This is a genomic window from Isoptericola sp. 178, from assembly GCF_030586525.1.
Lineage (GTDB): Bacteria > Actinomycetota > Actinomycetes > Actinomycetales > Cellulomonadaceae > Isoptericola > Isoptericola sediminis.
Window position 1 is genome coordinate 677,495 of the sequence record NZ_JAUQYN010000003.1, and the last position, 20,983, is coordinate 698,477.

Annotated in this window: 15 protein-coding genes; 2 read left to right on the top strand and 13 right to left on the bottom strand. The window is 73.2% G+C overall.

Annotated elements, in window-relative coordinates; genetic code table 11:
* Positions 1 to 131: 131 nt before the first annotated feature.
* Positions 132 to 2,609 carry a glycogen/starch/alpha-glucan phosphorylase gene (locus tag Q6349_RS12365; protein WP_304604316.1) on the bottom strand — a complete coding sequence of 826 codons (2,478 nt, stop codon included), beginning with the start codon at positions 2,607 to 2,609 and terminating at the stop codon, positions 132 to 134.
* 166 nt (positions 2,610 to 2,775) lie between these two features.
* Between Q6349_RS12365 and Q6349_RS12370 the strand changes: the two genes are divergently transcribed.
* On the top strand, positions 2,776 to 3,564 hold the full coding sequence (locus tag Q6349_RS12370; RefSeq protein ID WP_304604317.1) for a hypothetical protein: 789 nt from the start codon (positions 2,776 to 2,778) through the stop codon (positions 3,562 to 3,564).
* 16 nt (positions 3,565 to 3,580) lie between these two features.
* On the opposite strand, the gene Q6349_RS12375 is transcribed toward Q6349_RS12370, so the two are convergent.
* The 9 genes from Q6349_RS12375 to Q6349_RS12415 form a co-directional block, all read right to left on the bottom strand.
* Positions 3,581 to 6,949, bottom strand: a complete 3,369-nt coding sequence (locus Q6349_RS12375) for an ATP-binding protein (protein WP_370375618.1) — start codon at positions 6,947 to 6,949, stop codon at positions 3,581 to 3,583.
* Positions 6,946 to 7,653 (bottom strand): DUF4194 domain-containing protein, encoded by a 708-nt coding sequence (locus Q6349_RS12380; protein ID WP_304604318.1) that lies wholly within the window; start codon positions 7,651 to 7,653, stop codon positions 6,946 to 6,948. The genes Q6349_RS12375 and Q6349_RS12380 overlap by 4 nt, the downstream gene beginning before the upstream one ends.
* On the bottom strand, positions 7,646 to 9,178 hold the full coding sequence (locus Q6349_RS12385; RefSeq protein ID WP_304604319.1) for a DUF3375 domain-containing protein: 1,533 nt from the start codon (positions 9,176 to 9,178) through the stop codon (positions 7,646 to 7,648). Before Q6349_RS12385 ends, Q6349_RS12380 begins: the two co-directional genes overlap by 8 nt.
* Positions 9,165 to 12,146, bottom strand: a complete 2,982-nt coding sequence (leuS, locus tag Q6349_RS12390) for a leucine--tRNA ligase (protein WP_304604470.1) — start codon at positions 12,144 to 12,146, stop codon at positions 9,165 to 9,167. Before leuS ends, Q6349_RS12385 begins: the two co-directional genes overlap by 14 nt.
* 112 nt (positions 12,147 to 12,258) lie before the next feature.
* Positions 12,259 to 12,915, bottom strand: coding sequence for a vitamin K epoxide reductase family protein (locus tag Q6349_RS12395; protein ID WP_304604320.1), 657 nt, complete (start codon positions 12,913 to 12,915; stop codon positions 12,259 to 12,261).
* A gap of 14 nt (positions 12,916 to 12,929) precedes the next feature.
* The gene (locus tag Q6349_RS12400; RefSeq protein WP_304604321.1) at positions 12,930 to 14,135 is read right to left on the bottom strand and encodes an MFS transporter; all 1,206 of its coding nucleotides are present in this window, start codon (positions 14,133 to 14,135) and stop codon (positions 12,930 to 12,932) included.
* 75 nt (positions 14,136 to 14,210) lie between these two features.
* Positions 14,211 to 14,909, bottom strand: coding sequence for a metal-dependent transcriptional regulator (locus Q6349_RS12405; RefSeq protein WP_171247924.1), 699 nt, complete (start codon positions 14,907 to 14,909; stop codon positions 14,211 to 14,213).
* 21 nt (positions 14,910 to 14,930) lie between these two features.
* Complete coding sequence (locus tag Q6349_RS12410) at positions 14,931 to 16,637, bottom strand: metallophosphoesterase (RefSeq protein WP_304604322.1); 1,707 nt, start codon at positions 16,635 to 16,637, stop codon at positions 14,931 to 14,933.
* 57 nt (positions 16,638 to 16,694) lie between these two features.
* Complete coding sequence (locus Q6349_RS12415; RefSeq protein WP_304604323.1) at positions 16,695 to 18,245, bottom strand: MFS transporter; 1,551 nt, start codon at positions 18,243 to 18,245, stop codon at positions 16,695 to 16,697.
* A gap of 103 nt (positions 18,246 to 18,348) precedes the next feature.
* On the opposite strand from Q6349_RS12415, the gene Q6349_RS12420 reads away from it, so the two are divergent.
* On the top strand, positions 18,349 to 18,879 hold the full coding sequence (locus tag Q6349_RS12420) for a TetR/AcrR family transcriptional regulator (RefSeq protein WP_304604324.1): 531 nt from the start codon (positions 18,349 to 18,351) through the stop codon (positions 18,877 to 18,879).
* 9 nt (positions 18,880 to 18,888) lie between these two features.
* Here Q6349_RS12420 and Q6349_RS12425 read toward each other — a convergent pair whose 3' ends face one another.
* The 3 genes from Q6349_RS12425 to Q6349_RS12435 form a co-directional block, all read right to left on the bottom strand.
* A complete protein-coding gene (locus Q6349_RS12425; RefSeq protein WP_304604325.1) occupies positions 18,889 to 19,680 on the bottom strand; it encodes a Ku protein in 792 nt (263 codons plus the stop codon).
* A gap of 39 nt (positions 19,681 to 19,719) precedes the next feature.
* Positions 19,720 to 19,941 (bottom strand): SCO4848 family membrane protein, encoded by a 222-nt coding sequence (locus tag Q6349_RS12430; protein ID WP_304604326.1) that lies wholly within the window; start codon positions 19,939 to 19,941, stop codon positions 19,720 to 19,722.
* A 69-nt stretch (positions 19,942 to 20,010) separates the two neighbouring features.
* Positions 20,011 to 20,877, bottom strand: a complete 867-nt coding sequence (locus Q6349_RS12435) for an SGNH/GDSL hydrolase family protein (protein WP_304604327.1) — start codon at positions 20,875 to 20,877, stop codon at positions 20,011 to 20,013.
* Positions 20,878 to 20,983 lie beyond the last annotated feature (106 nt).

Below are 20,983 nucleotides of genomic sequence, written 5' to 3' on the forward strand. Positions count from 1 at the left end.
GTGTAGCCACAGGCACCCGTGGGGTCGCGCCGGGCCGGGCCGTGGACCTGCGGGGTCTCTTCCCCGCCCGCGCGGGCCGGGCCCGCCGTCGGGCACCGGTGACGCACCGGTGCCCGACGGCGAGGCGGCGGTCAGGACTCCAGCGGCTCCGCGTGCCAGATCCGGTCGAGGTAGTCGCGCATCGACCGGTCCGAGGAGAAGAAGCCCGACCGTGCGACGTTGAGCACCGCGGACCGGCTCCAGGCGTCCGGGTCGCGGTAGGCGGCCTCGACGCGCTGCTGGGCGTCCAGGTACGACTGGTAGTCCGCCAGGACCATGAAGCGGTCCTCGCCGAGCAGGTTGGACACGATCGGCTCGAACGTCTGCCGGTCCCCGCCGGAGAACTCGCCACGGGCGATCAGGTCGAGTGCCCGCCGCAGCGTCGCGTTCTCCTCGTAGTACGTGGCCGGCCGGTAGCCGGCCTCGGCGACGGCGGCGGCCTCGGGCTCCGTCAGACCGAACAGGAAGAAGTGGTCGTCACCCACGAGCTGGCGGATCTCGACGTTCGCCCCGTCGTCGGTGCCGATCGTGAGCGCACCGTTGAGCGCGAACTTCATGTTGCCGGTGCCCGAGGCCTCCTTGCCGGCCAGCGAGATCTGCTCCGAGAGGTCCGCGGCCGGGATGAGCGTCTCCGCCACCGTGACGTTGTAGTTCGCCGGGAAGGCCACGCGCAGCACCCGGGAGACCTCCGGATGGTTGTTGACCACCGCCGCGACGTGGTTGATCAGCCCGATGATCTGCTTGGCCATGGCGTACCCCGGGGCGGCCTTGGCACCGAAGACGACGGTGCGCGGCACCACGTCCTCGAGCGCGAGGCGGCCGGAGACGATCCCGTCGTAGAGGGTGATGACGTGCAGGATCTGCAGCGTCTGGCGCTTGTACTCGTGCAGGCGCTTGACCATGACGTCGAGCATCGTGTCGACCGGGACCTCGATCCCGTCGCGCCGTGCGAGGAAGTCGGCGAGCCGCTCCTTGTTCGCCGACTTGACCTCGCGGAACCGACGCCGGAACTCCGGGTCGTCGGCCAGCGGCTCCAGCTCGCGCAGGCGGTCCAGGTCGGTGACCCAGCCGTCACCGATCGCCTCGGTGATCAGCTCCGACAGCCGCGGGTTGGCCATCCGGACGAAGCGGCGCGGGGTCACGCCGTTGGTGACGTTGGTGAACTTCTCCGGCCACAGCCGGGCGAAGTCCGCCAGCACCTTGTCGCGGAGCAGCTGCGAGTGGAGCTCGGCGACGCCGTTGACCTTCGTCGCGGCCACCGTGGCCAGGTGCGCCATGCGCACGGCGCGTCCGGGGTGCTCGGCGATGATCGACATCCGCCGCACGAGGACCGCGTCGTCGCCGGAGGCCTCGCGGACCTCCTCGAGGAACTCGTCGTTGATGCGGTAGATGATCTCCAGGTGCCGGGGCAGCAGCCGACCGAGCAGGTCGACGGGCCAGACCTCGAGCGCCTCGGGCAGCAGGGTGTGGCAGGTGTAGGCGAAGCAGCCCTGGGTGACCTCCCACGCCTCGTCCCAGGCGAAGCCCTCCTCGTCGACGAGGATCCGCATGAGCTCGGGCACCGCGATGACCGGGTGCGTGTCGTTGAGCTGGAAGCAGACCCGCTCCGGCAGCCGGTGCAGGTCGAACCCCTGCGGCAGGAGCTGGTCGATGAAGTCCCGCAGGGAGCAGGCCACGAAGAAGTACTGCTGCTGCAGCCGCAGCTCCTTGCCCTGCGGTGTCGAGTCCTCCGGGTAGAGCACCTTGGAGATGTTCTCGGCGAACGTCTGGGCGCGCACCGCCTCGGCGTAGTCGCCGTAGTTGAAGGTCTCCAGGTTGAAGGCGTGCGTGGCCCGGGCGCTCCACAGCCGCAGCGTGTTGACGCACCCGTTGCGGTAGCCGGGGACCATGTAGTTGTAGGGCACGCCGAGGACCTCCCAGCCGGGCACCCAGCGCGACGTCTCGACGGCGTCGGCGCCCTCCCCCTCGGAGACCGTCTCGACGTGACCGCCGAAGCTGACGGTGACCTCGTGCTCGGGGTGGGCGAACTCCCAGGGCGAGCCGTTGTCGAGCCAGCGGTCGGGCTTCTCGACCTGCCACCCGTCCTCGAACTTCTGCCGGAAGATGCCGTACTCGTAGCGGATCCCGTAGCCGATCGCCGGGATCGCCATCGTCGCCAGCGAGTCAATGAAGCAGGCGGCCAGCCGGCCGAGGCCGCCGTTGCCGAGCCCCGGCTCCACCTCGGCCTCGCGCAGCTCGGCCACGTCGATGCCCAGGGAGGCGAGCGCCTCGGAGGCGATGTCGGTGAGGTCGGCCGCGATGAGGGCGTTGTCGAGCTGCCTGCCCAGCAGGTACTCCGCGGACAGGTAGGCCACGGCCTTGGGCTGGGTGCGCAGGTGCTCGCTCGTGGTCCGCATCCAGCTCGCCATCAGGTAGTGGCGGACGGTACGGGCCAGGGCCAGGTACTTGTCGTTCGTGCTGGCGCGTTCCAGGACCGTGCCCTGGGTGAAGTTGAGCTCGCGCAGGTACTCGCGCACGAACCCCTCGACGGAGGGCTCGGGGCTGGCGATCAGCGGGGTCGATTCGGTCACACGGGTGACACTACCTACGCGTCCGCGCGCTGTCCTCGGGTGGTGCTCGGCGGACGCCGGATCGTCACGTCCGCGAACCATGCCCGACACATCGGCCCTGCAGGGCCGTGTGACGGATGTCGCTATAGTCCTGCTCATCCTGATGTCGCGCCCCCTCGGAGCACCCATGGCCGCCGGTCCCCGCCCTGTTCGCCGACGCCTCCTCGGCGTGCTCCTCACCGTCGTCGTGGCGCTCTCCGGGACGCTGGTCGCGGCGCCCGCCGCGACGGCGGCCGACGACACCCCGCCCACGACTCCCCAGGTCACGCAGAAGCGCTGGCTCCCGCCGAAGGAGCCCGACTTCTCCGGCATCTGGTGGTGGAAGCCGCGGGCCACGTGGACGGCGTCCCGGGACGACAGCGGGGTCACCGGCTACCAGGTCCAGGTGCGGCACCCCGGCAGCCACTGGCACACGCCCGGCTCGACCACGTGGAGGTCGCCCGACAGGCTGAGGTACCGGCTCCTGCTCGAGCCCGGTGAGCAGGACTGCCTGCGCGTCCGCGCCCGCGACGCCGCCGGGAACGTCAGCCGGTGGTCGAAGCGCCGTTGCACCACCGCGCCGCTGACACCCCTCATGGACTTCGTCGACACGACCCTGGTGAAGGACGACGGCGCACTCACCCACCCGTACGCCTACCTCACCACCACGTGGGGCGGCCCGACGAAGACCGAGGACAGGTTCACGGACGTCCGCGGCGTCCGCCTGCGGGTGCGCACCGGGCCGAAGGCCGGGCGCACCACGGTCTACGTCGGCAGCCGGCGCCTCGGGACGATCGACGCCCGGTCCTCGACCGGTCGGTGGCGCACGATCACGATCCGCGTGCCCGCGGAGGACGCCCACACCGGCCGCATCCGGTTCGTGCCCCGCACCGAGGCCCCCGTCAAGATCCGGTTCGTCTGGCCGATCGGCCGCTGACCCGATCCGCGGCCGGTCACGCCCCCACGAGCGTGACCAGCCGGGAGCGGCCCACCGGGTCCTTGACCGCCTGCAGCACCACGTCCACGTGCGGCTCCAGCGCACTGACCTTGTCCAGCGGCGCGCCGATGACGAGCTGGAATCCCAGCCCCTGCCACGCCCCGACCGCACGTCCGGCGAACCGGGCGTCGGCCTTGATGAACGCCTCGTCGAGGAACACCGGCGCGTACCGGGGGCGCTCGGCCCCGGCGTCACCGAGCTGGTACCGCAGGGCCGCGCCCACGATGAACGCCACGAGCTCCTGCGACTCCCCGCCGGACTTGCCGGCGATGTGGTCGTACACCGAGACGTGGTTCCCGTCGAGGTCGACGCACTCGGCGCTGATCCGCACGTGCTCGCGCACGTCCACGAGCCTCCGCCGCTCCGGGGAGTCGGGGCGGATACGGTCGACGAGCCGTGCCATCCGTTCGTAGCGCCGCTGCCGCTCGGCGGGGGTCTGCTCCCCCGGGTCCGCGGCCAGCTCGCGCAGGCGACGCCTGAAGGACACGACGTCCCGCGCCTCCGTCACCTGCGCGGTGATGCGCAGCCGGTGGGCGTCGTCGCGGAACGGCAGGGTCGCCAGGATCTGGTTGACCGGTTCCATGCGCTCGCGGATCTGGGCGACGGACCGGCTCATCACGTTGCCGAGCAGGGTCAGGTCGTGGCCGCTGAGCCGCCCCAGGGTCCGCGACCACCGTTCGGTCAGCTCGTAGAGCCGCTGGTCCTCGATCTCGGCGAGGATCCGGGCGAAGTCGTCGTAGGACGCGTCCGGGTCCGTCCCCAGGTCGGGGTGCGGCCAGGCGTCGCAGAACCGTTCGAACACGCCGCGCAGACCCGCCCGGGCGGCCTCCGCGGCCGCGACGGAGGCCTCCCGGTCGCGAACCAGCTCGCGGGCCACGGCGGTGGTCGCCTGGTCCAGCGCGGCCAGCGGCAGCCGGTCGGGGTCGCCGGGCGCCACCGCCGTCAGTGCCGACTCGAGCCGGCGCTCCTGCACCTCGGTGCACCCCACGCCCGACTCCTCGGCCCCCTCGACGGCGTCGGTGACCTGGTCGACGAGGTCGGTGATGGCCGCCCACTGCTCGCCGAGCTCGCGGACACGGTTCTCGGCGTCGGCGCGCTCGCGGTACAGCGCGGTCAGCCGGGCTCGCAGCTCCTGCTCGTCGTCGCCGAGGGCGCGCACGACGTCGGACCCGTCGCGCAACGACGCGAGACGCGCCTGTCGCACGGCCAGGGCCTCCTCGGCCCCGTCGACGTCGACGTCCTCCCAGCTCAGCCGCAGGAGCTGGCCGGCGGCGACGAACTCGTCGGTGTGCGCCGCCTGCCGCAGCCGTGCCCCCTCCAGCGCCGCGCCGGCGTCGTGCAGCGCGGTGCGTGCGGACTCGATGTCGGCGGCCAGCCGGTCACGACGTCGCGCGTTGGAGAACCCGAGCACGGATCCCCGCGGGCTGCCGCCGTGCGCGCCGCGGCTGCCGTCGGCGATCTGTCCCGTGCGGGTCAGCGCCCGCCGGTGCTCGCGCAGCTCTGACGGGTCGTCGACGCAGACGTGGTCGAACCGGTCCGCGAGCCGGTCGGCGAGCCATCCGCCGAACGGTCCGGCCTTGATCTCGAGCCGTCCCGGCAGGGTGCGCGGGTCGGCGTCCTCCCCCATGGGCCGGTGCGTGGGGACGCCCTCGAAGCGCAACCGGCGGCGCAGCGGGACGCGGTCGATCGCGGACCGGAAGTCCGCCAGGCGCTCGGCGTCGACGAGCAGCGTGGTGGCGAAGCCGCCCAGGGCCAGACCGATGGCGTCACGCCACGGCTCGTACTCGCCGCGGACCTCGAGCAGCTCGCCGACGAACGGCAGCTCGTCGGCGTCGAGGCCGGCCGCCTCGGCGAGCGCGACCCGGGCGGCGTGGTCCTCCGCGGAGACGTTGCCGCGACGCCGGGACAGCGAGGCCGCCTCCTGCTCCAGCCGGGCCAGCCGCTGCTCGGCGTCCGTGACCGCGCGACGGGCGCCGTAGACCGCGTCCTCGAGCTCGGCGGACCGCTCGGAGCGGTGCTCGACCAGGTCGTGCGCGGCACGCCGGACGCGGTCGAAGTCACGGCGGGAGCCCACCGACTCCTCGAGCACGGCGAGCTGCGTCTCCAGGCTGGCGCGGGCGGTGTGCACCTGCGCCATTTCCTCGGACCGGCGGCGGATCTCCCGCTCCGCCGCCTCGATGGCGTCGCCGCCCTGGCGTCGCAGCGCGGCCCGGGTCTCCTCGAGGTCGGACTCGGCGGTGGCGATCCGCGCGGCGGCGGCGGTGCGGCGTTCCTCGGCGGCACGGTGCGCGGCGCGGTTGACCTCCTCCTCGGCACGGACGAGCGCGAGCCGGCGGCGGTCGCGCCACACGCTGAACGGTGTGGTGGTGGCCTCGGCGCCAGAGCCCGGCGCGCCCAGCGTGTCGAGCAGCGCCACGGCCGCCTCGGCGTCGTCGACCCGTGCGCGCAGCTCGCGCATCGGACGCAGCACCTCGACCTGGCGGGTGGCGGTGAGCATCTCGGTGCGCACGGCGCTGAGCTCGTCGAAGTGCTCCACGGCGCGGTCGGCCACCTCGAGCGTCTCCGGCTCGGTGAGCACCATCGCCTTGTACAGGGCGTCGACGGTGGTGATCGCCTGTCCGGCCTGGATGCGTCCGAGCAGCTGCATCGCCCGGTGCCCGTCCCCGGCCGCCCCGATCCCGAGCGCGGCGTGCAGCCGGGTGGCGAAGGCGATGTCGGTGTCGAACGGCGTGAGCCCGGCCTCCGCCAGCCCGGGGCGCGCGAACCGCCCCGGCGCCAGAGCCTCCAGGTCCCGCAGGTCGAACGCGCCGTCGGCGGTGGCCCGCACGACGACGCACTCCTCGTTGCGGGTCGCGCCACGCGGCACGTACCAGGCACGCAACGCGGTGAAGACCTCCCCGGACTGGTCAGTCCACGACATCGCGATCGCCGTCCACGTGTCGACGCCGTCGCCGCGCAGCACCTGCTCGCGGCTGGTGGCGCCGTCCGCCCGGGACTCGTCCTGCTTGCCGCGGGCGTACGACAGGACGTTGCGCTGCTCGCGCCCGCGGGCCCGCCCCGCGGCCGCACCGTTGGACGCCCCGTTGAACGGGGTGGTGTGGCTCATCATCAGGGCGATGTAGGCGTCCAGCAGCGTCGACTTGCCCGAGCCCGACGCCCCGGACAGCAGCGTCGCCCGCGGGGAGAAGCGCACCTCGTGGTGCCCGTGGTAGCCGCCCCAGTTGACGAGCTGCATCGAGGTGGCCGTCCACTGGCGCCCGTCCGAGGCCGCGGGGATCAGCCCGAACAGCGAGTCGTTCATGCGGACCGTCGTCGTGGTGGTCACGCGTCCTCCCCCGTCCCCGCCGTGCCGTCGTGGCGGTCGGCTCCGTCCTGGCCGCTCAGCCAGGCCGTCAGCTCGCGCAGCCGGTCGACCGGCAGCAGGATCTCCACGACCGGTCCGACGCGGTAGCGCCCGGTCGCGACCTCCTCCAGCACGCGTTCGCGCACCAGGGCGGCGACGGCGTTGTCGATCTCCCGGTGCCGAGCCGCCAGGTTGGTCTCATCGTGGGCGAGGAACCCGAGCGCGTAGTCGGTCATCTCCTCGGCGTCGACGTAGGCGGCCGGGTGCCCGGCGCCCTGCTCCTGGTGGTACCGGTTGCGCACGTAGAGCATGAGCAACGTCTCGACCCGCTTGAAGGGCTCGTCCCGCAGCAGCACCGGGACCGCGAGGCCGTCCGGGCGCACCTGGCGCTTGTACGCGATCTCGTAGTCGCGGTCCACGACCAGCTCGACGAAGAGGTCGTGCAGTCGGGACGACAGCACCTGCTGGTGGGTCAGCAGCGCCGTCCACTCCGCCGGGTGCTCGGCCGCCGACAGGTACCGCCGCTGCATGACGAGCGCCAGGACGCGGCGGGCCTCGAACGGCAGCACGCCGGTGTCGCCGGCGAACAGCGCGGTGTCCTCGTCCTCGATCGCGGCGGCCTCCACGAAGGGCTCGTCGGCGCCCGTGCCCGACGGCGGCACCTCGGTCTCGGCGACGTCAGTCATCGGTCCTCCTGATCGGGGTACGGGGCAGCACGAAGTCGCGGGTGGTGCCGTCGGCGCGGGTGGCCGTGACGCGTTCGAGGTCGGCCGCGGGGACGTCGCCGGTGCCGGCTCCTGCGGTCGCGTCGGCGTCGCCGTCCGCGGCGACGAGGTCCAGGTAGCCGAGCAGCTCCACCGGGCGCCGCAGGGCGGCCGGCCCCTGCGCGAAGACCGCCCCGACCGTGCTCGGTGCCGTCAGGGCGGCCAGCCGGGCGGCGAGGTCGAGGTGGTGCGGGCCGCCCATGGCCCGCAGGTCGTCGATCGCCCCGTCGGTGTCGCCGACGTCGTCGGCGGCCCCGGGGTCGAGCTCCTCGGGCGGCGTCTCGGGTCGCAGGTCGTGCAGCGTGGTACGCAGCCGGCCGGGCACGGCACGCTCGAACCAGCGCAACGGCTCGACGCGGGCGGCGCGCGCGCTGGCCGGGAACCAGTCCGCCATGGCGGCGGTCGCCTCCCGCAGCGCGGTGTCGACCTCCCGGTCCCGCAGCGGGTTGTGGTGGCGGATCTGGGCGGTGACCGTGCGCGAGACCCGGGCCTGGGCCGCCAGGACCACCTCGATCGCCGAGACGAGCTGGGCGCGCAGCCCCTGCAGGGCGACGCGCTGCGCCGCCGGGAGCTCGGCGGCGAACGGGTGCTCGAGGATCTGCCGGACACGCTGCTCGAGCGAGTCCAGGAGCTCGGGGTCACCGAGCAGCTCCATGGCCCCGGCGAAGGCGCGTCCCTCCGGCGTGCCGTCGAGGAGGTTCTCCGAGGCGTCCAGGTACTCGGCGACGACCACGCCCGTGGACCGTTCGTCCTGACGCAGCCGGGTCACCAGGTCGCGCTGCAGCACCGACAGCGACTCCACGACGCGGGCGAAGTCCGTCGGCAGCTCCCGCACGAGGAACAGCAGGTGGTCGTACTGCTCGCCGAGGCGCTCGTCGGGGACGGGCTCGACCTCTCCCCCGGCCTCGAGCCGCGCGAGCTCGCCCTGCGCCTCGTCGATCCGGGCGCGCAGCCGGCGCATCTGCGCCTCGCGGTCCGGGTAGGCGTCCCGGGCCAGGTCGTCGAGCGCGACCAGCAGGGTGCGGATCCGCGACTCGCTGACCAGGCCCCGGCCGCCCTGGGTGCGCGCGACGACGTCGAGCGCCTCGGTGGCGTAGCTCGAGAGCTGGTAGCGCTCGGTCCCGTCGTCGTCGAGCGCCCGCACCAGCCAGCGTTCGCGCACCCAGCGCGTGCAGACCACGCGCGCCGGATCGCCGGGCACCCGGGGAGCCTGCGGCCCCGCCTCGGCCCGGAACCCCGCGAGCAGGTCGTCCACCTCCACGTGCAGCTGCTCGGTGCCCACGGTGGGACGGTCCGGCGTGAAGACGCAGCGCAGCACGGCGACCACCAGGGGCGCCTCGGCCTTGTGCAGCAGCCCGAGGGTGGGCGCGGCGAAGGCGCGCTCGACCCCTGCGAGCGCCCCGGCCAGCCGTGATCCAGGTGCCGACGCCACCTCAGACGACGACATTCACCAGCTTCGGCGCCCGGACGATCACCTTGCGGATCTCGGCACCGTCGATCGCCCGCATGACGTTGGGCTCGGCCAGCGCCGCCGCCGTCAGGTCGTCGTCCGAGATCGAGGGCGAGACCTCGATGCGGCCGCGCACCTTGCCCTTGACCTGGACCACGCAGGTGACGGTGTCCTCGACCAGGTACTCGTCCTGCGCCGTCGGGAACGGCTCCCGGGCCAGCGAGTCGGGGTGCCCCAGCCGCTCCCACAGCTCCTCGGCGATGTGCGGCGCGATGGGCGCCACCATGAGGACCAGCGGCTCCACGGCGGCCCGCGGCACGGAGTCCAGCCCGGTGAGGTGGTTGTTGTAGGTGATGAGCTTGGCGATGGCCGTGTTGGGGCGCATCTGCTCCATCTCGAGGCGGACGTCCGCGATGGTGCGGTGCAGCGCCCTCAGCGTCTCCCGGTCCGGCTCGTCGTCGGTGACCACCAGGGAGCCGTCGGTCTCGTCGACGACGTTGCGCCACAGCCGCTGCAGGAACCGCTGGGACCCGACGACGTCGCGGGTGTTCCACGGACGGGACAGGTCCAGCGGGCCCATCGCCATCTCGTAGACGCGGAAGGTGTCCGCCCCGTACTCGGCGTACATGTCGTCGGGGGTGACGACGTTCTTCAGCGACTTGCCCATCTTGCCGTACTCGCGCTCGACGGGGCGGCCCTCGTAGGTCCACCCCTTCTGCTCGTCACCGTCGACGTCGGCGGCGGGCACGTAGGCGCCGCGGGCGTCGGTGAAGGCGTAGGCCTGGATGTAGCCCTGGTTGAACAGCTTGCCGAACGGCTCGATCGAGCTGACGTGGCCCAGGTCGTGCAGGACCTTGTGCCAGAACCGGGCGTACAGCAGGTGCAGCACCGCGTGCTCCACGCCGCCGACGTACAGGTCGACGCCGCCGGCCGGGCCGGTGGTGTCGTTGTGCCGCGGCCCCATCCAGTACTCCTCCAGGGCCGGGTCGACCACGGGGCGGGTGCCGTCGGCCCGGTCGTCGGAGCCCCACGTGGGGTCCAGGTACCGCAGGTAGTACCAGCACGAGCCGGCCCAGTTGGGCATGGTGTTCGTGTCACGGCGGTACCGCTGCGGGCCGTCGCCCAGGTCGAGGGTGACGTGCACCCAGTCGTCGTTGCGGCCCAGGGGCGCCTCCGGCTCGGAGTCGCGGTCGTCCGGGTCGAACGTGCGGGGGGCGTAGTCCGGCACCTCGGGCAGGCTCACGGGCAGCCGGTCGGTGGGGATGGCGACCGGGCGGTCCTCGGCGTCCCACAGGATCGGGAACGGCTCGCCCCAGTACCGCTGCCGGCTGAACAGCCAGTCGTTCAGGCGGTAGGTGGTGGTGCCGCGGCCGGTGCCCTTCTCCTCGAGCCAGGCGATGATGCGCGCCTTGGCGTCCTCGACGCCCAGCCCGTCCAGGGAGATCTCGTCGTTGGCCGAGCGCACCGTGACGCCGTCACCGGTCCACGCGCCCTCGTGCCCCTCGGGCAGACCGCCCGCAGGCTCGACGGTGTGCACGACGGGCAGCTCGAAGGCCGTCGCGAACGCGAAGTCGCGGTCGTCACCGCCCGGGACGGCCATGATGGCGCCGGTGCCGTACCCCATGAGCACGTAGTCGGCGGTGAAGACGGGGACCGTCTCGCCGTTGACCGGGTTGACCGCCAGGTGGCCGGTGAACACGCCGGTCTTCTTGCCGGCGTCCGCCTGGCGCTCGACGGCGGTCTTGGCCGCTGCCTGGCGGCGGTAGGCGGCGACGGCCTCGGCCGGGGAGGCGTGCCCGCCGGTCCAGACCTCGCGGGTGCCGTCGGGCCAGGTGGCCGGCACCTCGTCCAGCAGCGGGTGCTCGGGGGAGACGACCATGAAGGTCGCGCCGAACAGGGTGTCGGGGCGGGTGGTGAACACCTCGATCGCGCCACCGGCGCCCGCGGCGTCGGCGTCCGCGTCCCCGGCGCCGACCACGTGGAAGGTCACGTTGGCGCCCGTCGAGCGGCCGATCCAGTTGCGCTGCATCGCCTTGACCTTGTCCGGCCAGTCGATCAGGTCCAGGTCGTCGACCAGGCGGTCGGCGTAGGCGGTGATCCGCATCTTCCACTGGCGCAGGTTCTTGGTGAACACCGGGAAGTTGCCGCGCTCGGAGCGGCCGTCGGCCGTGACCTCCTCGTTCGCCAGCACGGTGCCCAGGCCGGGGCACCAGTTGACCGGGGAGGAGTCGACGTAGGCGAGCCGCTGGGAGTCCAGCACGTCGCGCTGCTCGTTCGCGTCCAGCGCGGACCACACGGCACCGCCCGTGTTGTCGCCGTCGTGGCCGGGCACGGCACGCGCGCCCGCGGCCAGCTCGTCGCGCAGCTCGGCGATCCGTCGGGCCCTGCCGCGCTGGGCGGTCGGGCTGCCGTCGGCCCGCTTCCCGGCCTGCTCGGCGTCGGCGTCGTACCAGGAGTCGAAGATCTCCAGGAAGATCCACTGGGTCCAGCGCACGTAGTCGTCGTCGATGGTGGCGAAGCTGCGCCGCGGATCGTGCCCCAGGCCCATCCGGCGCAGCTGGCGCCGGTAGGTGACCATGTTGCGCTCGGTGACCAGGCGGGGGTGCTCACCGGTCTGGACCGCGTACTGCTCGGCGGGCAGGCCGAAGGCGTCGAAGCCCATGGCGTGCAGCACGTTGTCGCCGCACATCATGCGGAAACGGCCCACGACGTCGGTGGCGATGAACCCGAGCGGGTGGCCGACGTGCAGACCCGCGCCCGAGGGGTACGGGAACATGTCCATGATGAAGAACGGCCGACCCGTCGGCCGGGCACCGCCCGCCCCCGTGAGGTCTCCGGTCGGGTTCGCGGCGTAGAAGGTGCCGCGCTCGTCCCACCGGTCCTGCCAGCGCAGCTCGATCTCCTGCGCGAGGGCGGGGGTGTACCGGTGCACCGGCTCGTCCGGGCGCTGCGGGGTGACGGGCATGTCCGTGGTGTCGGCGTTCGGCGTGCTCACCCGGGCGAGTCTACCGGCCGGGCCGTCCGGGACCCGCGGCCTTTTCGCCGGTCCGGACCTCGCCGTCGGGCGGCGGCCCGGCTCAGAACGAGGCGACCAGCGCGGCGCCGACGGCGACGAGCAGCCAGGCGACCGCCACGACGTAGCCGATGACGAGGATCACGCCGCGGTTGCCCACGACGATGCGGCGCAGCCCGTCCCCCACCCGGAGGTCCCCCTCCTGGACGGCCCGCACGACCTGGAACCACAGCAGCGGCCACATGGCGGTCCACACGACCATGCAGGCCGGGCAGAGCGCCACGAGCACGTAGAAGCTCGTCCACATGAGGAAGAACACGAGCAGCTGGCCGAGCACGGTGCCGCCGAGCAGCCACAGGTGGTACCAGCGCGGCAGCCGGGCACCGGTGAGCAGCACGACACCGGTCGTGATCACCACGGGGAACGCCGCCACGCCGATGAAGGGGTTGGGGAACCCGAGCAGGGACCCCTGCCACGACTCCATGGCGACGCCGCAGTCGAGGAACAGGTTGATCGAGCAGGAGGTCACCCGGTCCGGGTCCTGCAGCTTGAGGATCCGCTCGATGGCCAGCCAGAGCGCTCCGCCGAAGCCGACCGCCCCGAGCACCACGAGGAGCAGGGCGTAGGGGCGGGTGGCCAGCGGGCGCGGCCCCGTCGCGGGAGCCGCGGCGTCGTCGGCGCCCGGGCTGCCGCCCGTCGCGTCCGCGGAGATCTCGGTCACGAGGTGACGGTACCTCACACGGTGCGGGCCGGAGCCGGGCGGGGCGTGCGCAGCGAGACCAGCACGACGGCCAGACCGACGACGGTCAGCCCCAGGCCGGCCCACGCGGGCGCCACGTACCCCCAGCCGCCGGCGATGACCAGCCCGCCGACGAACGCACCGCCGGCGTTGCCGACGTTGAGGGCCGAGTGGCACAGCGCCGCGCCCAGGGACTGCGCCCGCGGCGAGAGGTCCATCAACCGTGTCTGCATGGCCAGCCCCAGCACCTGCGAGGTGACCCCGAGCAGGAAGAGCCCGGCCACGGCCCCGAGCGGGCTCGTCGCGGTGAGCGCGAACAGCACCAGCGACAGCCCGGTGCTGACGAAGCCGCCCAGCACGGTGCCCACGACGGACCGGTCGGCGAGCCGGCCGCCGAGCAGGGTGCCGACGGTCATCCCCACGCCCATGACGGCGAGCACCCACGGCACGGAGCTCTCGCCCATGCCGGCCACGCGGGTCACGGTGGGTGCGACGTAGGTGTAGACCGCGAACAGCCCGCCGAACCCCACGGCCCCACCGACGAACGCGACCCACAGCGGGCCGTTGGCCAGCGCGCCCAGCTCCTGGCGGACGCTGCTCTCGACCGGCCCCTGCTCCGGCACGAACCGCCACAGCCCCAGCAGCGTGATCCCACCGAGGACGCCGATGAGCACGAACGCCACGCGCCAGCCGAACGCCTGGCCGACGGCGGTGGAGATCGGCACCCCGACGACGTTCGCCACGGTGAGTCCCGTCATCATCATCGCCACCGCGCGTCCCCGGCGGCCCGGCCCCGCGACCGCGGACCCGACGGCGGCCCCGACGCCGAAGAAGGCGCCGTGCGGAAGTCCGGCGAGGAACCGCCCGGCCACCAGCCACTCGATGCTCGGGGCGGCGGCGGACAGCACGTTCGCCACCGTGTACGACCCCATGAGCAGCAGCAGGAGCCGACGGCGGGACATCCGTGCCGCGGCCACCGTGAGCAGCGGTGCGCCGACCACGACGCCCACCGCGTAAGCGGTGATGGCGTGCCCGACGACGGGGTCGCTGGCCTGCAGGTCGGCCCCGATCTGGGGCAGCAGACCCATCGTGGCGAACTCGGTGGTGCCGATGGTGAAGCCGCCGAGGGCCAGGGCGAACAGGGCCCAGCCGGCGCCCTGGACCGAACCGCGAGTGGGGCTAAGGGGCGGTGCGACGGTCACGATCACATCCTCTCGAAACGATTCGACGACGCCGCACGCCTCAGGGGGTGCACGTCGTCGGGGATGCCGACCAGCCTACGCGCGGACCACCCGGACGCGCGAGGCCGCGAGATGACCCAGGTCCACCGCCACCGGCCCGTCCGGACCGGTCCAGGTCAGGGAGAGCGTCCCGGCGTAGTCACGGCGTCGCTCGACCGTGACCTCGACGTCGAGCTCCAGGCCGAGGCCGGCGAGGTAGCGCAGCGCGTCCGGGTCGGCGTCCGAGATCCGGGCCACCGCACCCCGCTCCCCCTCGGCCAGGTCCGCCAGGGGGACGGCGTCGGGGCGCACCACGCGCCCGTCCGCGGTCGGGATCGGGTCGCCGTGCGGGTCGCGGACGGGGTGGCCCAGCCGGGCGTCGATCCGCTCGACCAGCCGGTCGGAGACCGCGTGCTCGAGGACCTCGGCCTCGTCGTGCACCTCGTCCCAGCCGTAGCCGAGCTCACGGACCAGCCAGGTCTCGAGCAACCGGTGACGCCGGACCATCGTCAACGCGTGGCGGCTCCCCTCCTCGGTGAGCCAGACACCGCCGTAGGGCTCGTGGCCGAGCAGCCCCTGCGCCGTCAGGCGGCGGACGGTCTCGGAGACGGTGGACGGCCCGACACCGAGGCGGTCGGCGAGCAGGCCGGTCGTGACCTTGTCGTCGGTCCACTCCTGCGCGGACCAGATCGCCTTGAGGTAGTCCTGCGCCACCGGCGTCAGGTCGGCCGGGCCGGCGGTGTCGGTGTCGTTCACACCCGCAGCCTACGTGGTGGCCTACGGCGCGATCGGGCCGACCGGGCTCGCCGAGGGCGAGGGCCGCACCTCGTCGTCGCCGGTCGCGCCGCCCGTCTCCGTCGGGTCCGGGGAGGACGAGGGGTCGTCCTGCGACGTGTCGAACGGACCCTCCGACGGCGTCGTGCGGTCGAGCTGGCCCACGGCGGGCACCACGGGCGGCACCGGCTCCCGGTCGTGCACCGTGGCCTGGCCGTCCGGGTCCACCGTGATGACCTGGAGGTCGATCACACGACCCTCCTCGGGATCGACGCGCAGGAGCGTCATCTCGGCCGTCCCGCGCAGCGGCCCGACGGTCGCCTGGCCCGACGCGGCGCCCGCCGTGCTGGCGGACACGTACCGCATCCCCTGGCCCACCTGCTCCGGACCGGCCCGACGGTGCGTGTGCCCCGAGACCTGGAACGGCACGCAGCCGGACTCCAGGGCGGGTGTCCCCACCACCGGCGTGTGCACCAGCAGCAGGTCGACGTCACCGTCCTCGCACGCCGTCTCGGCCAGGTCCTCCGCCTGCTCCGCCGGGGTCCGCTCGCGCGCGACCGACGTCCCCTCGCCGATGCGGGTCTCCAGCGCGTCGCGGTCGCCCAGGATGCGCACGCCCGCCACCTCGACGACGGACCCGTCGAGCACCGTCTGGCCGTGCGCGGCCTCCTGCTCGGAGGTCAGGACCGAGTCGTGGTTGCCGTCCGCGACGATCATCGGCACGCCGTCCGGGACCGCCGCGGCGAACGAGTCGACGCACGCCTTCTCCACGGCCGTGCCGTTCATCGTGGTGTCCCCGGCGTTGAGCACGACGTCGGCGCCGGCCAGCGTCGCGGCCGAGTTGATCAGGGTCGACATGCCGGTGTTGCAGTGCAGGTCGGAGACCACGAGCATCGTCACCACGTCGTCGCCGCTCGCGGACACGTCGCCGAGGTTGGTCCGCACCGCGTCCCGGATCAGCCAGGACCGCCACGCCTGGTGCAGGTCGTCGTCGGCGGCGGCGTAGAAGGCCTCGTTGTCGTCGTACAGCTCCAGGAGCTGGCCGCCGTAGGTGTCGACCACGGACGCCAGCCGCCCGGTGATGCGCGCGCCCTCCAGCGCCGTCCCGGCGAACACCTCGGACGCCGGACGGCCGGACCGCACGGGTGCCTCGTCACCGGACACGACCGTCGCCCCGACGACCGCCACCACGACCACCCCGGCGGTGAGCTGCCAGGTCCGCGGCGCCAGCACCGCCGAGAGCTCCTTCCGACGGCGTCGGCCCAGCAGGGCGCTCAGGCCCCACCCGGCCAGCCCCACGACGACGAGCGCCGCCACGGACCGGCGGATCGCCGACGCCACGAGCGCCCGGGTGGCGGCGTCGATGGTGATCTCGGGGCTGTCGTAGAACTGCAGGTAGCGGTCGAGGTCGCCGACCAGGCGGTCCAGCGTCGAGGCCTGGTCGACGGCCGTGAGGTCCGCCGGGATCTCCTTGACCGTGATGTCCGCCCCCAGGCCGAGCGGCAGGGGCGAGTCGATCTCGAGGGTGCCCAGCGGGCCCAGGTCGGTCACCACCAGGCCGTCGGTGTCGACCTCGTAGAGGGCCTCGTGCGGGCCGAGGTTGAGCTCGGCCGACGCGGTCGTGACCCCGTAGACGAGGCAGGCGACGACGGCCGCGGAGGCCACCAGGGTCCAACGCAGCCAACGGGGCGGTTCACGGCGATCGGTCATCGTGCCACCATCCTGACACCGATCCCGCGCCGTTCCGTCCACGACCCCGCCGGCCGGTCAGGCGGTGGCGCGCCGCAACGTCACCAGGGCGATCCCGGCGGCGGCGAGCACCGCGACGAGGCCGATGACCGAGGTCGTCACGACACCGCTGCCGAAGGCGGCGTGCGCCGAGTCGAGCAGGGCACGGGCCTGGCCGGGGGGCAACGTCGCCGCGACGTTCGTCGCCCCGCCGAGCGTCTCGGTCGCCCGTGCCGCGGCGCCGGGCGCCACGCCGTCGGGCACCCGGACACCCGCCTGGTACGAGGCCGTGAGGATGCCGCCGAGCACCGCCGTGCCGAGCACCGCGCCCAGCTCGTACGCCGTCTCGGAGATCGCCGAGGCGGCGCCGGCCTTCTCGGCCGGGACGCTGGAGACGATGAGGTCGTTCGAGATCGTCTCGGCCATCCCGACACCGAGCGCGAGCACCACGAACGCCAGCGCGATCCAGCCCGCCTCGCCGCGCCCCGCGACCAGAGCGGTCACGAGGTAGCCGGTGGCCGACACCGCGAGCCCGGAGGCGACGATGACCGCGGGCCGGACACGCCGCACGAGACGCACCACCGACAGCCCGGCCGCGACCGTGGTCACCGTGCCCGGCACGAGGACGAGCCCGGCCTGGACCGGGGACAGACCGAGGACGAGCTGCAGGTCCTGGGAGACGAAGAAGAGGAATCCCACGAGCGCGAAGACCGACAGCAGGTTGACCAGCACGCTGCCGGTGAACGCGGTGTGGGCGAACAGCCGCACGTCGAGCATCGGGTCCGGCCGCCGGAGCTGGCGACGGACGAACACCGCCCCGACGCCCAGGCCCACGGTGAGCTCCGCGAGACCGAGGAGGTCGCCCTTGGCCAGCGTCTTGATCCCGAGCACGACCGTCAGCATCGCGGCCATGACGAGCGCGATGGACACCGGGTCGACGCGGCCGGGCGCCGGGTCGCGGGACTCGGGCACGAACACGGGTGCCAGGACGACCAGCAGCGCGAGCACCGGCACCGCGAGCAGGAAGACCGAGCCCCACCAGAAGTGCTCGAGCAGCACGCCGCCGACGATCGGGCCGACGGCGGACCCCACGGTGAACGTGGACGCGAAGACGGCGACGGCGAGCCGGCGCTCGGTGCGGTCGGTGAAGACGTTGCGCAGCAACGACAGCACCGAGGGCATGAGCATGGCCCCGAAGAACCCGAGGCCCGCCCGGGCGACCAGGAGCGCACCGGCGCTGGGCGCGAAGGCGGCCAGTGCGGACACGGCGGCGAAGCCGGCGGCCCCGGTCAGCAGCAGGCGGCGGCGGCCCACGCGGTCGGCGACGGAGCCCAGGGGGACGAGCAGGCCGGCCAGCACGAGCGAGTAGACGTCGACGATCCACAGCAGCTGGGTGCCGCCGGGTTCGAGCGCGGCCGAGATCTGCGGCAGCGCGAAGCTGAGGACGGTGTTGTCGATGGACACGAGGAGCACCGGCAGCATGAGCACGGCGAGCGCGACCCACCGCCGCACCGGGGCGGCCGGGGTGGCCGCGGGAACGGTGGCGGGGGTCGTCGTCGAGGAGGCCGGTGCCGTGAGGATCTGAGCCATGGGGAGGCCTTTCACGAGCACGGGACGGCCAGGGCGACGCGTCGCGTCGGACTTCTGCACCGTCTAGTCGGTACAGTAACGAGTTCGCCGGTAGGGTGCAACCATGCCTCCCCCTCCCGCAGCTCGAGCAAAGGTGCTCGAGGCGTTCACCGACCTCCTCGTCACCTCCGGGGAACGGTCCGCCACCCTCGACGCGGTCGCCGACCACGCCGGCGTCTCCAAGGGCGGCCTGCTCTACCACTTCGGGTCCAAGGACGCCCTGGTCGACGGGCTCGTCGAGCATCTCACCAACCTCATCGCCGCCGACGCGGCCGCGATGCGCGCGGATCGCGGGGGCCCGGTGCACTACCTGCTGCGCACCTCCTCCGACGTCGGCCACGAGTTCGACCGTGCCTACCTCGCGGTCGCCGAGCTGGCCCGCGGTGCGTACCCCCGGGCCCGCGGGGCGCTGGACGCGGCCGAGCAGGCGTGGACCGACGCCGTCGTCGAGGAGGTCGGTGACCCCGCCGTCGCCCGGGCGGTCGTGCTGCTGTCCGACGGGATCTACCACCGCACGTCGCTGGGCGCCGCACCGCCGCCGCTGGAGGAGCTGCTCACCCTCGTCGACAGCCTGCGTCGGACGACCACGGGCTGACGCCCGCCGTCAGCCCGTCCGGCGCTGGGCCTCGACCGAGCGGCGCAGCGCCTCCATCAGGTCGACGACCTCGGCGCCCTCACCCTCCGGCTGCTCGCCGAAGGTCTCGGCGGCGTCCACCGTGTCGCCCTGCTCGATCTTCGCGTCGATGAGCTGCCGCAGCTGGGCCTGGTACTCGTCGGTGTACTCCTCGGGCGCGAAGTCCGCCTCGTAGGCCGACACGAGCTGGGCGGACATCGCCAGCTCCTTGTCGCTCACCGACGTCGACCCGTCGAGCGCGGGGAACTCCGCCGCCCGGATCTCGTCGGCCCACAGCAGCGTCTGCAGCGTGAGCACCTCCTCGCGCACGCGCAGCGCCGCCAGCCGGGTGCGCTGACGCAGCGCGAACTTCACGATCGCGGTGCGGTCGGTCTCCTCGAGGGTGCGGCGCAGCAGCACGTAGGCCTTCGGGCTCTTCGAGTCCGGCTCGAGGTAGTAGGACCGGTCGAGCAGGATCGGGTCGACCTGGTCGCTGGGGACGAACTCGACGACCTCGATCTCGCGGTTCGACTCCGCCGGCAGCGCGGCGAAGTCCGCCCGGGTCAGCACCACGACGTGCTCGCCGTCGTCGTAGGCCTTGTCGATGTGCTCGTACGGCACCGTCTCGCCGCACACCTCGCACACGCGCCGGTAGCGGATGCGACCGCCGTCGGCGTCGTGCACCTGGTGCAGCGACACGTCGTGGTCCTCGGTGGCGCTGTAGATCTTCACCGGGACGTTCACGAGCCCGAACGTCACGGCGCCCTTCCAGATCGCCCTCATCACCCCATGGTCACGCGGGCGGTCACCGGACGCGACCGGTCAGCCGAGCAGGCCCAGGACCCCCACGACACCGACGAGGGCACCCAGGAGCAGGGACACCCCCACCAGCACGGCGTGGACGGTGTAGAAACGGGTGGGCCGCCCGGCGTCGTCACGGGCCCGCGGGTCGCGCGTGACCCGCTTCCAGAACGGCGGCCACACCACGAGGTTCCACACGGCGGCGACGACGAGCACGAGCGACCAGGCGACGGGGATCTCCACGGCGACGAGTATCCCACCCGGGGCCGGGCGCGGGGCGGCGCGCCGACGAGCTCGCCGCCCCGCGGTTCCTCAGCGGCCGAGCGTCGCGAGGACGGCGTCGGCCATCCCCGCCTCGCCGCGGGCGTTGGGGTGCACCGGCACGACGTTGGTGCCGAAGAGGATCGGCTCGATCCACCGCTCCCCGTACGGCGCGCAGGCGTCACGGCCCTCGCTGCGCTCCGCCATGTCGACGAACGTCGCCCCCGTCTCGGCGGCGGCCTGCTCGATCACGCCGTTGAGGGTGGCCTGCAGGTCGCGCAGGTAGGGGATGTCGCCCTGCGCGATCGACATCTTGGCGAAGCAGCCCTTCTCCGCCGGCACGATCCAGGGGTAGCCCACGATGGCGACCTCGGCCTTCGGCGCGCGCTCCTGGATGTCCAGCAGGGCCTGCCGCACGGCGGGGTAGGTGACCTGCTCGACCTGGTCGGTGAAGTGGCTCCCGTAGGTGTTCTTGCACGGGCTGCCGAAGCCCACCGTGAGCGCACCCAGCGACCCGCACTTGAGGATGGCGCTGATGAACGTGCTGTTGTCGTTGCCGCCGATGGTCAGCGTGACGACGTCGGTCTTGGAGGTGAGCGCGTCGAGCTGGGCGGGCACGAACAGGTGCTGGTTCCGGTAGAGGTCCCCCGTCTCGGCACCGGAGCAGCTGACGTCGGTCAGGTCCGCACCGACCCGGTCGGCCACCAGGTGCGGGTAGTTGCGGGTGCTCTGCAGGCAGACCGGTCGGGCGTCCGGGGCCAGCGGCAGGATGCCCGACCCGGCGGAGTAGGAGTCGCCGAGGGCGACGTACTCCTCGGGGGGCGGGGCGGCCGCGGCCGCCGGGACGAGGCAGCCGGCGACGAGGACGGTGGCGGACGCGAGCGCGGCGGCCAACCGTCGACGGGGGGCGAGGGGCATGAGACAACTCCTTCGTTGTTTCGTCCGGCGCTCGACGGTGAGCACCGGTACCGAGTATCACGATCTGCGACTCCGTCCACAAGGCATCGCGGCAGATCCATGGCCA

What these genes read in the sequence shown, in the direction of transcription:
- Q6349_RS12435 (WP_304604327.1), bottom strand. Translation starts at nt 20,877, where the DNA reads ATGCCCCTCGCCCCCCGTCGACGGTTGGCCGCCGCGCTCGCGTCCGCC.
- Q6349_RS12420 (WP_304604324.1), top strand. Translation starts at nt 18,349, where the DNA reads ATGCCTCCCCCTCCCGCAGCTCGAGCAAAGGTGCTCGAGGCGTTCACC.
- Q6349_RS12415 (WP_304604323.1), bottom strand. Translation starts at nt 18,245, where the DNA reads ATGGCTCAGATCCTCACGGCACCGGCCTCCTCGACGACGACCCCCGCC.
- Q6349_RS12385 (WP_304604319.1), bottom strand. Translation starts at nt 9,178, where the DNA reads ATGTCGTCGTCTGAGGTGGCGTCGGCACCTGGATCACGGCTGGCCGGG.
- Q6349_RS12410 (WP_304604322.1), bottom strand. Translation starts at nt 16,637, where the DNA reads ATGACCGATCGCCGTGAACCGCCCCGTTGGCTGCGTTGGACCCTGGTG.
- Q6349_RS12425 (WP_304604325.1), bottom strand. Translation starts at nt 19,680, where the DNA reads ATGAGGGCGATCTGGAAGGGCGCCGTGACGTTCGGGCTCGTGAACGTC.
- Q6349_RS12370 (WP_304604317.1), top strand. Translation starts at nt 2,776, where the DNA reads ATGGCCGCCGGTCCCCGCCCTGTTCGCCGACGCCTCCTCGGCGTGCTC.
- Q6349_RS12380 (WP_304604318.1), bottom strand. Translation starts at nt 7,653, where the DNA reads ATGACTGACGTCGCCGAGACCGAGGTGCCGCCGTCGGGCACGGGCGCC.
- leuS (WP_304604470.1), bottom strand. Translation starts at nt 12,146, where the DNA reads ATGCCCGTCACCCCGCAGCGCCCGGACGAGCCGGTGCACCGGTACACC.